The organism is Bartonella tamiae Th239 (assembly GCF_000278275.1).
GTDB lineage: Bacteria > Pseudomonadota > Alphaproteobacteria > Rhizobiales > Rhizobiaceae > Bartonella > Bartonella tamiae.
The window spans coordinates 2,236,419-2,251,792 of the sequence record NZ_JH725147.1 but is presented as its reverse complement, the minus strand read 5'-3'; the positions used below and the strand labels follow the sequence as shown (position 1 = coordinate 2,251,792).

Sequence of the window (15,374 nt, the reverse complement as noted above, 5' to 3'; positions counted from 1 at the left end):
AAACAATGTGGCATGAATAAATTAAATCATACTTCTTATATCAGTCTCGGCCTCGTGACTAAATATTGACTAAGATAAATTTGACCGTTTGAGGCAACCTTGTCATCAGTCAACGGGAAGAAATTATCGTAGATGCTAAGTAGGGGGCGAGTGTTCGTGCTTTTATTGACCACGATATCATTAAAATGCGCCTAAATAGTCTTCGGAGATGATTTTGGAGCTGCGGTTTCAGGCGCACTAGTTGGTTGATGTCCTTTATATAAGAGACAATCATTTCGGATTCCAATTTTTCCACATTGGGCAAGTCTGGATCGGCATAAAACGCCGCCTTGGCCGTCTCATATCCGTGCTGTATACTTACCCAATGCATCCGCCGTACCTACGCTTTTAGCTATATAATCGAACAGTCACTGCATTTTCTTATCAAACTGTTCCATGCGCGCTTTCAATGTCGTTTTCTTTGCGCCTAATTCCTGACTGAAAAAACTCTCTTTCAAAAAACTGTCCACTCTTAAAATATCAATTTGCTTTACTCAAACTTCTATCTTGAACGTGCAAAATTAATAGTTAATTTCCTTTTGTCAGCACATAGCAAAGCGTAACTGTTAAAACTAAAACTTAGCAATATTATAAGAGATCTTAGTAGGATGTTTATACAATTGGCATCATTTTAGCCGACTGATACATGCGGTCAATCAGTGTTATGTCTCTGTAAAGAAAACATTATTTCCGTTTTAGGGTGAAAATCTTTGTCAATAATGTCAATTGAGGCAAATATAATATTGATAGGAACTTGTTCATTATTAAATATATTATCAATGAATAATCGAGAATTTTATCGTAAAGCTTTTATTTTATAAAAATTTGAAGAAGTATACAATGAATAAAAATCAATTCAACAATTCTCTACAGTCAATGCTTTAATGTCAGGATTATATGATGGTGTGTTTCCTATTTCACACATACAAAAATTTGGAGATTTTGGCTTAGAGTGCTTTCATGCTTTGGGTGGTGAATTTACCAAATGAAATGGCGACATTTTAGAAGCACGTTCTGATGTTGCCTTAAGGCGAATAGGTGATAATGAAAAGCCTCCTTTTGCTCAAATTACGACTTTTCACGCTGATAACTAATTAGATGCCAAGGAAATTCGGAAAGAAAATCTTTTTTAGTTTCATTCAAATCATACAAAGCTAGATAATATTTTTTGGCTATTCGATTGGAGGAGCTCTTTTCAAAGTTGACCATTCGTAAACCACATGAGCAAAATAAGCCATATAAATCTGTACTTGATGTGTTTGAAGAGCAGATGGTTTTAAAATTACACAATTAAAAAGGAACATTAATGGGGTTTTGGACGCCACGCTTATTTGAAAAAATTAATGTTTCAGGATTTCATGTCCATTTTATAGCAGAAAATGGACATGAAGGAGGACATATGATGGATTTCACTCTTATTGAAGGGGGTGTTGCTTTTGAAGAAAAATTTGAATTTAATGTTATTTTGCCTGATAATGATGAATATTAAAATTAAAATCTTGTCATTGATGATATGGATAAGATCGTTAAAAAGGTAGAAAACTAAACTCAAATTTTTTGACTAAATTGTATAAATTTCTTTTAGCCAATTTTATTGTATTTTAAAATCATACACAAATGAAATTTAATGTTAAAAAAGTGGCTGGGGAACTTGGATTCGAACCAAGACTGACGGAGTCAGAGTCCGCAGTTCTACCATTAAACTATTCCCCAGTAAGATAATATTGCCTAGATAATTTTTTAGCAGATTTGCATCCTCTTTCAAGTTTAAATTTAAATGGATTATTATATAAAATTTTGCACAGTTTTTTTGAATTCAGAATGATGTATTTAATAGGATTACTGCTTTATCGAAAAATCAATGATTGTATCATTCATCCAATAATTTTTCTTTATATAAAAATTAATGATTTGCACTAAGTTAAATTTTTATGGGGTGTGAATACTGTAAATGCGCAGACATTAGGGTATAGTACTATTAAATTATTCTAATACATATATTTCTAGTCAAAATTGTAGTATTGTTTCAGTAATAATTGTTGGTATCATGAGTTGCAATAATGCGATTTCTGTTACGGATTCAGCTCATTCTATCACAATTGGCTGAAGTTCTTAAGTTGTCGGCAACTATTCAACTGCGATTGGTCCATGTATGCCTATATTGTTCAAGATGCGTTACAATGGAATAGTGAACTTGGTGCATATGACGCAAGCCATGGAATAGGTTCACCAGAAAACATTGTCAATGTTGCTAATGCTAAGGTCGAAGCGGGTTCAACTGATGCCGTTTTTGGTAGTCAACTTTGGGACACAATCAGCACGGATATTATAAATTCAATAAATATTATTCGATGCTGAAATATTAAATCATTGGCCTGTATTGTGCGCCATTGAACTTTTATTTTACGTTTTTAAAACATAAATTATGAAACCGCTGGTTGATTGACTAAATTTAAAAAAAAGAACATAAAGTGAACAAATGAGTCTTTTTTGGTAAAGTGAATGCGTAAACCCGAAACAGTTGAACGCTTATATTTGGATTTTGATGGTTTTTTTGCTAGCGTTGAACAGCATAATGATAAAAGCCTGCAAGGTAGACCCATTGGTGTCGTACCATTTAATGGAACAGATAGAACCTCAGTGATCGCCTGTTCGCGTGAAGCAAAAATGCAAGGTGTTAAAAATATCATGCATGTTCGAGAAGCAAAAAATATTTGTCCTGATCTTATTCTTGTGCCCCAAAAGCCAGATTTATATAGGCGAGCGCATTTGCGTTTATTGGCTGAAATTTCATCAGTGCTTCCTATTGAAGCCGTTAAAAGTATTGATGAATTGACATGTCGGCTTGATAAAACAATGAAAGACCATCCTGAGGTTATCGCAAGAAAGATTAAAAAGCGATTGTTTGAGAATGTTAGCAAGACAATAACTTGCTCAATTGGAATTGCGGCCAACCGCCATCTTGCAAAAATGGCTTGTAAGGCTGGAAAGAAAAACAATGGTTTTGCATATGGCAATGGTTTGATGATTTGGACACCTGAAATGATGCCTGAACCGCTTTTTAATATTCCCCTTGAAGACATACCGGGCGTTGGTAAAAGGATGAAATTTCGTCTTTTAAAAGCCAATATTGTTACAACACAATTGCTTATGCAGATTGAACCTAAGCATATGCGTAAAATTTGGCGATCTGTTACGGGAGAACGGCTTTGGTATGCGCTTCATGGATATGATATTGAAGCAGGGCCATCTGAACGTGGTATGTTTGGTCACAGTCGTGTTTTGCCGCCTGAATGTCGATCACTCAAAAATGCTTATGAAATCGCACGATTGTTGCTTGTTAAAGCTGCACGAAGATTAAGAAATGAAGATTATTATTGTTCATCTTTATGGGTTTCTTTCTCATTAGACAATAGTTATTGGGGAGATCACTTTCGTTTGCCGATCGTCAATGATGATCAAGCGCTTCTTCATGCTTTGTCTGATATTTGGGAAAAAGCAGAACATACACTTCCTAAAAGAACAAAGATTTTTAAAATTTCCGTTACACTTGGGGATATAAGTCCGTCAGATCAAAGACAGCTTGATATGCTTTTAAATGATGATGAAACACGAAAAAGGTGGGAAAAAATCAATGATGCTATTGATAATCTTAATCATCAATATTCGGGGACGGTTGTTCATCTTGGAACTTGGGAACCACCACAGGGCGGTCATGCAGGAGGGAAAATATCATATACACGTATTCCGTCAGCTAAGGATTTTTGGTGATTAAATGAGTTGGAAAACAGATTTACAAGTTCGTGATTTAGAAAATAATATGAAACTTGAATGCACCTGTTCTCAATGTGGATATGTATATTATCTCACGAAAAAAATCATGTGCAGTGCGCCTGAGCGCGAGTTTTTATACCTTGATGAAATTGAAGCACAAGAAATTTGTCATGCTCGTGGTTGTCATGGAGCTGTTACATTATTGTTGGTTCAAGACCGTAAATCCAGTCCATTTGTCGGCGGACTGGCTTAGTGATTGAGTGTTTTATTCCAGCATATTTTTAATAAAATAATGGATTTTATCAGTTAAAAACATAGTGATCATATCGTATTGAAATCGTAGTAGCTTATAAAATGGAATATTGATAAGGTATTAAAAATACAAAATAATATGTATTTGAACGAATCTACTTAATAAACGGTGCGTAGCTTTGTGTCCGATATTACCCTTCCTGCGCTAAATATAGCTTATAATTTTTATCTAAGTCAAAAAATAAATTTTACTTTTATAAGGTTATTCGTAGTGATTACTCCTAGTAAAAAAAGTTAAATTATATTTTAACATCATTTTTTGCTTCATTATAAAAGCACTATGCTTAATCATCGTGTTGTGTATGCATTGCGGCTATTACATAATTCTTATCAAGTTAAAACTATATATTTTTAATTCAATTGTTTAGAAAAATTTAATGTCATAACAAATATTTCAGATTTTATGTTTCAAACAATAATGCCGTTTACGTATATACAATTGATAAACAGCATAAAAACTCAAGACAATAAAAGCTTCACTGTTTTATCGAATAGTCATGATTACAAAAATACAATAAGACTGTGATGGTTGAAACACATGATATCAATATTCAATATCGACAAGACATTAAAAATTATTGAGCATTATTATTTTCGTTTTGTAACCATTGATCAATCACTTGGCCAAAAACTTCTTCACCCTTTGATCCTTTTGAGAAAGTCAATTCTGATATACGACCATTTTTATCTGTGATGACTAAGCGCATCCATCCCAATTGGCGCATGAGTTGTAAATTACCATCAACAAAAGGTCGTGCTCCACTCAAAGCCAAAAGGAAAAAATCATCATCAATTTTTGATACAATAGCTCCACGCAATGGCTGCCCAATTGACTGTTCACTGGCTTTAAATGTGAATTCATGAATATTATCAATCGCACCTCCTGCAAAATTATTGGGAACGATAAAGATAAGTTCCAATAAATAAGCAGCAGGTATGGAAGAATCTGTATTACGACGTAATGTCATGCGTAAAGTAAGGTTTTCATCAGGAATTGTTAGGTTACCACGAATGGCTGGCTCTTCTGGTCCATTATTTTGCGCAGCTTCTCGAACAATTGACCACTCAACATGACCCGTTTCAATTTTTTCGGCAACATTATCAGTTCGCGCTTGATAAAAGACAGCCTCACCCATTTGTGAGGTTTGTTGGGTGGTCCTTGCGGCTGTGTTTGATGTTCCTTCCCCAGGTGTTGGTGTATCTTGGGCAGGACCTGGATCAACTTCAGAGCCATCTGGTAACAGACGTTGAGTTAATTTTTGATTGGATTGTGCCCCACTTAATGGTTCTTCTACTCTTGAAGCAGTTGTAGGATGAGACGGTTTTTTATCGGAGAGAAAACCCCATCCAATATAAAGGACACCAAAAACAATAAGTAACAAGACAGCGACTGAACCACCAATAATCATATGACGCTTTTTCGCGGCTTTTCGTTCATTGCGACGTGCTGCTTGAGAAAAAATATCAGAAACGATATCAAAATCACCTGTTTGTGCTTTTTGATCTGCAACATTTTTTTCGTTGTTATTGATACCTGTTTTTAAATCTTTATTAACACCACTATTTATTATTTCAGTTTCAGAAATTGTGTTCTTATCAGCTTTAAATTGTGATGTCTTATCGATAAGGATGTGATCTTTCACTTCTGTTTTATCGTTAAGAATGGCGCCAGAATCAGAATTTATGTTTAAAGGCGATGCATGAGAAATATCATGTGTTGTGTTCTCTTCACCTGCCTCTTGCGTTTCTTTAAAAATAGGCTCGTGTTTTGTAAGTGCATCGACAGGTTTTTTTTCAATAATATCATTTGCATTGACAGTATTTTGTGAAAAATTTGCAAATGAGTATGCATGTTGATAATTATGAGATGCTGGCTGTTTTACCTCATCATTTGATTTTGAAGTCACACTATCAACAGATTCATCTTGTCTTTTATTTTGCGATAAATCATTTGAAACAATTGACGATGAAGACGTAAAATTTGATGTTGGTTGTGTTTGTGAATGTGTACTATCTAATTTTTGCGTATCAAATGATTTGGTTTCATCTGATAGTGGTTTATTGGAAATAGTTTCTTGTGATGATTGATTTTCAGAAAATTCGACATCACGTTTCTTTTCAATTCCTGCAGAATGAAGAGAGCGCTCAGCAGCTTGATATTCTGATTCTACTTTTTCAATAGCTGCCGATAAAGCCTGAAGCTGTAAATTTGCTGCATGCTCTGGTATTTTTGCAGTGACTAATTTACGCCCTACAGTTTCGCGCGCGCGTTCATAAACCCGCTGACGCAATTGCGGTGTCGGATTGGCTTGCGCATCAATCGTTTTTTTTAATAATCCTACGAAATCAGCCATTCGTCCTAGCCGTCTCCTTCAAATGCGTAAACACACGTTACAAGGCAAATATCACCACTTTAGTTGCATTTGTATGTATATTTAAATCATACATATTCTTAAAATAGCCTTAAGTTCAGGAATATCACTATATTTTCCAGATGGAAACGTCAACTTTTCAACAAATAAAGCTGAGTAAAGATATATTATTAATCACCAAAAGGATCTGTCACAAGAATAGTGTCTTCACGTTCTGGACTCGTTGATAAAAGTGCAACAGGCGCACCGATAAGTTCTTCAATGTGACGAACATATTTGATGGCTTGTGCCGGTAAATCAGCCCATTTGCGCGCGCCAGCAGTCGTTTCTTTCCAGCCTTCCAATGTTTCATAAATTGGCTTAACATTGGCTTGAGCACCCATAGAAGCGGGCAGATAGTCAATCGTTTTTCCATCCAACTCGTAACCAACGCAAACTTTAATTTCGTCCATACCATCTAAAACGTCAAGTTTTGTGAGTGCAATACCGTGAATGCCGCATACGGCAATCATTTGACGAACCAAAACTGCATCAAACCAACCACAGCGCCGTTTGCGACCCGTTACAACGCCAAATTCATGGCCGCGAGTGCCTAAAAACTCTCCAACCTCATTCATTTGTTCTGTTGGAAACGGTCCTTCTCCCACACGTGTTGTATAGGCTTTGGCAATACCCAAAACGTAACCAATTGTGCTTGGACCTGTCCCCGTACCTGTTGCCGCTTGACCTGCAATTGTATTTGAAGAGGTCACAAAAGGATAAGTGCCAAAATCATTATCTAAAAGTGCGCCTTGCGCGCCTTCAAATAAAATACGTTGCCCACTCCGTCTACGGGCATCTAAAAGACGCCATGTTTGATCCATAAAGGGTAAAATTTGATCTGCAACTTCCATCAGTTCATCATAAAGGGATTGTGCATTGATTTCTGCTTCACCCATACCACGACGCAATGCATTATGATGCGTTAAAAGACGCTCTATTTTTGCCATTAATGTTGAAGGCTCTGCTAAATCAACGACTCGAATTGAACGGCGTCCGACCTTATCTTCATAAGCAGGTCCAATACCGCGTTTTGTTGTGCCAATTTTTAAACCTGATGTGGCATTTTCACGTGCGGCATCAAGATCGCGATGTAGCGATAGAATTAAAGGAGCATTTTCCGCAACGCGTAAATTTTCTGGCGTAATAGTCACACCCTGATCGCGTAATTGTTTTAATTCTTGTGCAAAGTGATGAGGGTCAACCACAACACCATTACCAATCACTGATAATTTTCCTCTAACAAGCCCTGAAGGTAAGAGAGATAGCTTATAGCTTACGCCATCAATAACCAATGTATGGCCTGCATTATGCCCCCCTTGATAACGCACAACAATATCAGCACGCTCAGATAGCCAATCGACAATTTTGCCCTTGCCTTCATCACCCCATTGCGCACCCACAACCACGACATTGGCCATTATTTTCTCCATGCATTTGGAAAGGTTATAGAAACCTTAAGTTAAAACAAACGATTTCTTATAGCCAAATCTTATTAAAAGAGCGACTCTTCTTTTCGCTTGTAGACGAAAAAGAAAGATCGCTCTTTTTTTAAAGTTTATTTAAATTAATGGACGGGGATTTTTAATATAATGTCTGCGAATTGCATCAGCGGCTTTAAAAGCAAGCGCACCAACAGTCCCTGTTGGGTTATAACCAGGATTTTGCGGAAATGCAGATGCACCAACTACAAATAAATTATGGACATCCCAGCTTTGTAAATATTTATTGACACTGCTATTGATTGGATCAGCACCCATTATAAAGCCACCAACGACGTGTGAAGACTGATAAGGAACTGTGTTCCAATGTCCTTTTGTCGGATTTTCAACGATTTGAACGGGGTTCATCGCTTTGGCAATTTCTGCAACTTTACCTGTGCAATAAAGTGCCATTTTGCGCTCATTATCAGTAAAATCATACGTTACGCGTAAAAGAGGGCGGCCATGAGGATCTTTATAAGTGGGATCAAGTGAGAGATAATTTGCAGGCGATGAATAGTTTGACGCCTCACAACCAATCGACATGGTGGAAAGATAATTTTTTACTGTAGCGGCTTTCCATTGTGATCCCCATTTTGGAGTACCAGGAGGAACTGGTCTTGCAGAAATTGGTGCCGCACCGATAGGATTGACACGAATGGAGCCACCACCAAAAAAACCAAGCCCTGAATGATCAAAATTATCATTGTTAAAATCATCAATGCCCATTCCAACCGAACCTGCACCAACGAAACTATTAAAATTCTTATCATCGAAAAACAATTGAACATTGTTTGCGGTTTGATAAGCATAATTACGTCCCGTATTGCCCTTTTGGGTTTTTGGATCATAGGCCTGCCCAATCTCTGAGAGCAACATAAGACGAACATTTTCAAACGTAAATGCGGCCACTACAACAATATCTGCTGTCTGTTCGACTTCTTCACCATTTTCATCAATAAAGATGACACCCGTTGCGCGTTTTTTTTCATTGTCTGTAACAATACGTAAAACATCAGCATTGGTTATAGCGGTAAAATTTTTCTTGCGCATTAAAGCAGGAATCACGCATGTAATCGCACTTGCCTTTGAATAATTGGCGCAACCATAATTAGTACAAAATCCACAGTAAGTGCATGGTGCCATGCTGATGCCAAGCGAATTGGTATACGCTTCTGAAAGCACGGAGGAGGGGACGGGAAAAGCATTATAGCCCATATTTTCAGCTGTTTTTGCAAAAAAAGTTGGTGAATATGGCTGATCCATTGCACGCGTTGGATATTCACTAGAACGTGGACCTTCAAACATGTTTCCACCGCGTATTTTGCGGCCATTTAGATTTCCTGCTTTGCCAGATGTTCCTGCAAGTTTTTCAAACTTATCATAAAAGGGTTCCATTTCGTCCCAATCAGTCCCCCAATCTTGAAGAGAAAGAAAATCAGGAATGGAGTCGGCACCATAGCGTTCCATTAAATGGCTTTTCAGACGAAACTCTTCTGGTTGGAAACGAAAGGTGATTCCTGCCCAGTGATTGCCAGCACCACCAATACCATGCCCGGGGTGAAATGAACCCCATATGCGCATAGGTAATGCCGTTTCTGAGCTATTATTTCTTACTGTAATTCCACCTAATTTGGGTGGGACCATTAATTCTTCACGCACCGCATAGCGCAATTCATCAGCAACGGTCGTAATATTAAAATCACGTGCAGTATCGCGCCAAGGACCGCGCTCCAAACCAACAACGGATAAACCTTCATCAGCCAATTCATGCGCAATGATTGATCCAGCCCAACCTAATCCTACAACGACCGCATCGACGTGAGGTAATTTACGTGCCATGGTTTCAACCTTTCTCGTTCTGGTTTAAAAAACCAGCAATGCTTACTGGCTCTATATCCAGTTTTTGATTGTGTTTTTTGACATAAGCACGATAATCATAACGCGCACCGGGAAAACCAAGCATCTTCCAACTGACCATGTCTTTATTACCACCATAAATGGGATCAGCAAAAAAGCCTTCCATCGTATTCTGTAATACAATGGAAAAGAAAATTTTTGCATCAATGCCTTCAAGTGTAATATCACCATTTTCAAGGCCAGATAAAACATTGTCTTGGACCAGTGGTTCTAATTCTACAAATGACTGATCATATTGACTTTGGCAATATTCGGACAAGGCTTTTAGCCCAATACGGTAGCGTTCACGCGGTACTAAAGAAGACTGATCGCCTTGTGACGGTGTGCCTTGATGAAATGGACCTTGCATATAGCGCCGTTCAAATGTGCCGTAATGCCCTGCCAATTGGCGATCAATAAATTCTACACAGCCTGCATCTTTACCGCTGATACTTAATTCATCTGCTGGAATAAGACGCTCGGCAATAGCACCTAAAATTTCCACTTCTTCAGGATTAAGGAAATACCATTTTCCGCCTGGGAAAAACTCTGGCAAATTAATATCACCGGGTAACCATGTTGGTATATGATTAAGAACACGTGCAAAACTTGGTGCAGATGATGTGAAAGCCAAAAAAGCCGCACCCGCCATTAAAAAGTTTCTACGGGAAAACTGTAATTTTTTATTTTCCATGCGCATATCCTCTATTGAGTGTTCATTTTTTGGGTTTTTAGCCATTCATTCTCACTGTTTTTACGTAAATGCGCGATATCTTCGGCATTAACTGCCACAGCATGATTACCCCAACTGTTACGAATATACGTTAATGTTGCTGCAATTTCGTCGTCAGAAAGTGTGTGGCGAAAACTAGGCATTGCCGGCGCTGTCGGCTTTTGATCGGTGTCTATGGCGCGTGTTCCGTTTAAAACTGCGCTTACAAGATTGATGACTTCTGGGGCGCGAATTGCTGAACTTGCTTCAAATGACGGGGCAATACCATAAGTCCCTTCACCTTCCACACCGTGGCATGCGCTACAATGAGCACTGTATATTTTTTCACCCTCATGCATCATCGCATGATTCTTATCTATTTTAGTAACGGGTTCTTTGTGTGATGAGCCTTTTTGATCTTGTAAATAGGTTACCATTGCTCTTAAATCTTCATGATTTAAATGTTGCAATGATTTTTCAATGGCTTCACCCATGGGGCCAGCTGCAAAAGCATGTTTGCTTCCCCCTGTTTTTAAATATTCGACGACATCATCTTTATCCCAGCCACCTAGACCACTATAAGTATTGCCGGTTATTTCAGGTGCATACCACCCTTGAAGAATTTCTCCCTGAAAGGCTTGTTCTTTTTTATCTGCACCCAAAATGTTTTTTGGTGTGTGGCACATGCCACAATGTGCAAGTCCTTCTACAAGATAGGCGCCACGATTCCATTCGTTTGATTGATCCGTATCTGGTGTAAATCCATTTTTATCCAAGAAAAGCGTGTTCCATCCCATCACAAGGGGACGAATATTAAATGGAAACGTTAATTCGTTTTTAGCTGAGTCTTTTTTAACAGGGGGGAGTGTATCAAGATAGGCTTTAATGGCGAGAATATCCTCATCACTGGCCTTAGCAAAATTTGGATAAGGCATTGCAGGATAAAGAAATTTTCCACCCTTTGCGCGACCATGTTTTACTGCATTTAAAAAATCTTGATCAGACCATCCACCAATGCCTGTTTCAACATCGGGTGTTATATTGCCACCTGTTATTTTTCCAAAAGGTGTTTCTAAGGCATGACCACCAGAAAATGGCTCACTGCCTTCTTGACTATGACATGCTACACAATCAGCCGCTGTTGCCAAATAACGTCCACGTTCAACAACATTTTCACCAACCATTCCAGACGAAGAAGGGGCTATGCCGTCTCGCCCAGTACTGAAATTGCGATATCCAACAAAGGCTACGCCAATAATGACCAGAAGCCCTATAATAAGGAGAATTTTCTTTTTCATCTGGATTCAGCTCCTATTTTGGATGTCATCAACTTTTGCTGGCAGACACAATCAGCCAAAACATTATCATGGGATATAACGTTCTCATACAAAACGTCAACTAACGATAATGTGAGAATTGTTCTAAACTACGAATCTAATTACTTGGTAAATAAAGAAAAGATTTATTTGATAATTATTCAGACACTTTTGATGACACTGTTTTCCAAAGTGACATGCCGCTTTTAATTATAAAAATTTCAAATCATTTCATCGACAGTTTAGAGATATATATTTATCACTTTAAAAACTTATGGAGTATTGTCCGCTTTATTCTAAAATTGAGCGTTTAAATTTTTTTTAAAAAAACGCAATACAATGTCTTTTTTAATGGTAAAATTTTATGCTTAACTTGCAATATCGCGTAAAAATAGCTCAAATTATACCAATAATTTGAGGGAACTTTTTTGTTTCATGATCGCTAGATTTTAAGATTTCATGTTGAGTAGAATGAACGCAAAATAGTAAAAAATATTATATTCCATAATTATAGTATACTGTAGCACACAACTGGTCATAAATTATTGAATGCAATATATTCATATATAATATTATCCGTTTGATCGCCTTATTGGATAAAGTTGGCAGGTTTCAGATAATGAATAATGATTTATTGCATTTTGTTGTAAGCATTTTCTGGTGGTGTTGGTATCACGCTTGTAATGGATATTAGGGCTTGGATTCAGTTGAAGTTTTTTTATGTACCATCACTCAATTATGTATTTGTAGGCTGCTGCTTAAAATATTTCTTAAAAGGACTGATAAAACACGAAAATTTTTTTCAAGCACCAGTCTTATCTTTTGAGCGTTCTTTAAGATGGTTTGCACATTATGCAATTGGTGTCATCATCGCTGGAATACTTCTTATCTTTTTGGGTCCAGACTGGTATCAGAAAACGCATTTTTTACCTTCAATGATTATAAGGGATTGGAAGTGTCATTTTTCTGTTTTTTATTATGCAACCCGCTTTTAGCATAGGAATTGCGGTTTCAAAAACGCCCAATCCGTGGATAAGCCGATTTAAAAGTCTTGTTGCACATAGTTCATTTGGTTTGGGACTATACATATCTTTACATATCGTAAATTATTTTAATGTGTAGCCAAATATCCACCAACAATTGCAGCAATTACTGCGCATAAAATTAACACAGCTAAACGAACATTATTCCAAAACATTTTTAAACTCACACTCTCAAAACGTTATTTTTACCGTTTGATACACTTTCAAAATACATGCTATGAAGCCAATTAATTTATGCTTTATCGTGATGCAAGGAACGCTGCATATAAAGCGCATCATTGCCATAAGTGCGAAGTTTTTCTTTTAATTGTTCCGATGGTTCCACAACAGAAAAATTTTGTTTTTTCCAAAATCCTTCAGAGCCATTCACAGCCACAAGTGATAAAGATAATAATTTTTTTTGACGTGCACTGTCGACCATGATTTGAGCAGCTTGATAACCAAGACCGGTTATACGCGCTTCTGGCATGATGGCAAGATCATGTATGTAAAGACTATCAGCATCATCTGGAAGTTTATTTAAAAAAACGTTCAATGCGGGGATTTCACCATATTTATAGGGATGAGCAAGAATATAACCCGCGATGTTTGTTTTTGTTTGATAAACAAAACATGTCTGTGGTGATAGTCTAATTTTTTCCTCTAACACGTCTGTGTCTTCAGGAAAATTTGGATGACATAAAGAAGCAATCTGGCAAATATCTGCCAGATCGTTTTTTTTTATTTCTCGCCAAAAATTTATCATATTCAACTCTTTATTGCATCAAACTCAAGCGGTTGTACATGGTGAATATCATCTATTTTTTTCAATTCAGAAACGGCGGATTGAGACACTTGTTCGTCAAGATAAAGAAGCGCAATAGCATCACCTCCAAGTGTATTTCGTCCAAGTGAGAAATTTGCAATGTTCACACCATGTTTCCCACAAATGGAGCCGATCGTACCAATAATACCAGGAGTATCATTATTGGTTATATAGAGCATATGTTGTCCAACTTCAGCATCCATATTAATACCTTTAATTTGAATAAACCGTGGTTTTCCATCAACAAAACAGGTTCCTGCGATAGACCGTGTCCGTTGTGATGTTTTTACAGTTAATTTGATGTACCCATCAAAAATACCTGATTTATCACGCTTGACCTCAGAAAGAATGATTCCTCGTTCTTTGACCATCACGGGAGCGGAAACCATATTGACATCTGCCATTTGCGGACGAATAAGTCCTGAAAGAGCCGCACTCATTAAAGCACGTGTATTCATTTGTGCTGTTGCACCATCAAAAACAATTTCAACTTCGTTGATATCTTCTTCTGTGGATTGTCCAACAAACGCCCCTAGAACTTCAGCAAGCTTTACAAATGGCTTTAAACGTGGTGCTTCTTCTGCTGTAATTGAGGGCATATTTATTGCATTGCTCACTGCACCATTGACAAGATAATCAGCCATTTGTTCTGCAACTTGTATAGCGACATTTTCTTGTGCTTCTGCAGTTGAAGCTCCCAAATGAGGCGTGCAAACCACATTGTCCATTGTAAAAAGAGGATTTTCTGATGCAGGTGGTTCTGTCTCAAAAACATCAATACCAGCGCCAGCTATTTTTCCTGAATTTAATCCATCGATCAAATCTTTTTCAACAATTAAACCACCACGCGCGCAATTAATAATACGAACACCTTGTTTCATTTTAGCAATGGCACTTGCATCGATAATATTGCGTGTTTTATCCGTTAAAGGTGTATGCAGTGTAATAAAATCAGCCCGTTCAAAAAGAAGATCAAGATCAATTTTTTCAACGCCCAATTCTTCTGCGCGCGCTTGAGAAAGAAACGGATCAAAAGCCAAAACCTTCATTTTCAAACCAATCGCTCGAGATGCGATAATGGCACCAATATTGCCACAACCAATAATGCCAAGTGTTTTTCCTGTTATTTCTACCCCCATAAAACGATTTTTTTCCCATTTTCCAACTTTCGTCGACGCATTGGCCAATGGAATTTCGCGTGCAACGGCAAACATCAAGGCTATAGCATGTTCGGCTGTTGTAATAGAATTTCCAAATGGTGTATTCATGACGATAATGCCGCGTTTTGAAGCGGCTGGAATATCAACATTGTCGACACCAATGCCTGCGCGCCCGACAACTTTGAGTTTGGTGGCATTATTAAGAAGTTTTTCGGTTACTTTTGTTGCAGAACGAATCGCCAATCCGTCATATTTGTTAATAATTTCAGCAAGTTTTTCATTATCCTTACCAAGGTCAGGCAAGTAATCAACATCAACACCGCGATCTTTAAAAATTTGAACAGCAGTTGGCGATAATTTATCAGATACAAGGACACGTGGTGCCATAATGGCCTCCTAGAAAATAATTATGAAATGGTTTT

Annotated in this window: 14 protein-coding genes and 1 tRNA gene; 7 read left to right on the top strand and 8 right to left on the bottom strand. The window is 37.5% G+C overall.

The annotated features are described in order from the left end of the window. Positions 1-893 precede the first annotated feature (893 nt). Positions 894-1,028 carry an acetolactate decarboxylase gene (locus ME5_RS11010; RefSeq protein WP_425338838.1) on the top strand — a complete coding sequence of 45 codons (135 nt, stop codon included), beginning with the start codon at positions 894-896 and terminating at the stop codon, positions 1,026-1,028. Between the two features lie 317 nt (positions 1,029-1,345). Beyond that, positions 1,346-1,528 (top strand): acetolactate decarboxylase, encoded by a 183-nt coding sequence (locus ME5_RS10100; RefSeq protein ID WP_008040750.1) that lies wholly within the window; start codon positions 1,346-1,348, stop codon positions 1,526-1,528. A gap of 150 nt (positions 1,529-1,678) precedes the next feature. Here the strand turns inward: ME5_RS10100 and ME5_RS10095 are convergent. Beyond that, positions 1,679-1,752, bottom strand: a tRNA-Gln gene (locus tag ME5_RS10095). A gap of 435 nt (positions 1,753-2,187) precedes the next feature. Between ME5_RS10095 and ME5_RS10090 the strand changes: the two genes are divergently transcribed. From ME5_RS10090 to ME5_RS10080, 3 genes are all read left to right on the top strand, one after another. Then, the gene (locus ME5_RS10090) at positions 2,188-2,397 is read left to right on the top strand and encodes a hypothetical protein (RefSeq protein WP_008040749.1); all 210 of its coding nucleotides are present in this window, start codon (positions 2,188-2,190) and stop codon (positions 2,395-2,397) included. Positions 2,398-2,541: 144 nt separating this feature from the next. Beyond that, entirely contained in the window at positions 2,542-3,810 is a 1,269-nt protein-coding gene (locus ME5_RS10085; RefSeq protein ID WP_008040748.1) for a Y-family DNA polymerase, read from the top strand. 4 nt (positions 3,811-3,814) lie between these two features. Continuing rightward, positions 3,815-4,066: a hypothetical protein gene (locus tag ME5_RS10080; protein WP_008040747.1), complete on the top strand. Its 252-nt coding sequence runs from the start codon at positions 3,815-3,817 to the stop codon at positions 4,064-4,066. 634 nt (positions 4,067-4,700) lie between these two features. Here the strand turns inward: ME5_RS10080 and ME5_RS10075 are convergent. From ME5_RS10075 to ME5_RS10055, 5 genes are all read right to left on the bottom strand, one after another. After that, positions 4,701-6,479 carry a hypothetical protein gene (locus ME5_RS10075; RefSeq protein ID WP_008040744.1) on the bottom strand — a complete coding sequence of 593 codons (1,779 nt, stop codon included), beginning with the start codon at positions 6,477-6,479 and terminating at the stop codon, positions 4,701-4,703. A 188-nt stretch (positions 6,480-6,667) separates the two neighbouring features. Beyond that, positions 6,668-7,957, bottom strand: a complete 1,290-nt coding sequence (locus tag ME5_RS10070) for an adenylosuccinate synthase (RefSeq protein WP_008040743.1) — start codon at positions 7,955-7,957, stop codon at positions 6,668-6,670. Positions 7,958-8,098: 141 nt separating this feature from the next. Then, positions 8,099-9,859, bottom strand: coding sequence for a GMC family oxidoreductase (locus ME5_RS10065; RefSeq protein ID WP_008040742.1), 1,761 nt, complete (start codon positions 9,857-9,859; stop codon positions 8,099-8,101). A gap of 4 nt (positions 9,860-9,863) precedes the next feature. Next, a complete protein-coding gene (locus ME5_RS10060) occupies positions 9,864-10,610 on the bottom strand; it encodes a gluconate 2-dehydrogenase subunit 3 family protein (protein ID WP_245256534.1) in 747 nt (248 codons plus the stop codon). Positions 10,611-10,621: 11 nt separating this feature from the next. Beyond that, positions 10,622-11,926: a cytochrome c gene (locus tag ME5_RS10055; protein WP_008040738.1), complete on the bottom strand. Its 1,305-nt coding sequence runs from the start codon at positions 11,924-11,926 to the stop codon at positions 10,622-10,624. Between the two features lie 689 nt (positions 11,927-12,615). Here ME5_RS10055 and ME5_RS11005 point away from each other — a divergent pair. Both ME5_RS11005 and ME5_RS11000 read left to right on the top strand, forming a co-directional pair. Beyond that, positions 12,616-12,939 carry a DUF2938 family protein gene (locus ME5_RS11005; protein WP_425338839.1) on the top strand — a complete coding sequence of 108 codons (324 nt, stop codon included), beginning with the start codon at positions 12,616-12,618 and terminating at the stop codon, positions 12,937-12,939. Further along, positions 12,893-13,066, top strand: coding sequence for a DUF2938 family protein (locus ME5_RS11000; protein WP_425338840.1), 174 nt, complete (start codon positions 12,893-12,895; stop codon positions 13,064-13,066). The genes ME5_RS11005 and ME5_RS11000 overlap by 47 nt, the downstream gene beginning before the upstream one ends. Before the next feature lie 153 nt (positions 13,067-13,219). Here ME5_RS11000 and ME5_RS10045 read toward each other — a convergent pair whose 3' ends face one another. Together ME5_RS10045 and serA are read right to left on the bottom strand one after the other, a co-directional pair. Further along, on the bottom strand, positions 13,220-13,732 hold the full coding sequence (locus ME5_RS10045; RefSeq protein WP_008040736.1) for a GNAT family N-acetyltransferase: 513 nt from the start codon (positions 13,730-13,732) through the stop codon (positions 13,220-13,222). A 2-nt stretch (positions 13,733-13,734) separates the two neighbouring features. Beyond that, the gene (gene serA, locus ME5_RS10040) at positions 13,735-15,339 is read right to left on the bottom strand and encodes a phosphoglycerate dehydrogenase (RefSeq protein WP_008040735.1); all 1,605 of its coding nucleotides are present in this window, start codon (positions 15,337-15,339) and stop codon (positions 13,735-13,737) included. Between the last annotated feature and the right edge of the window lie 35 nt (positions 15,340-15,374).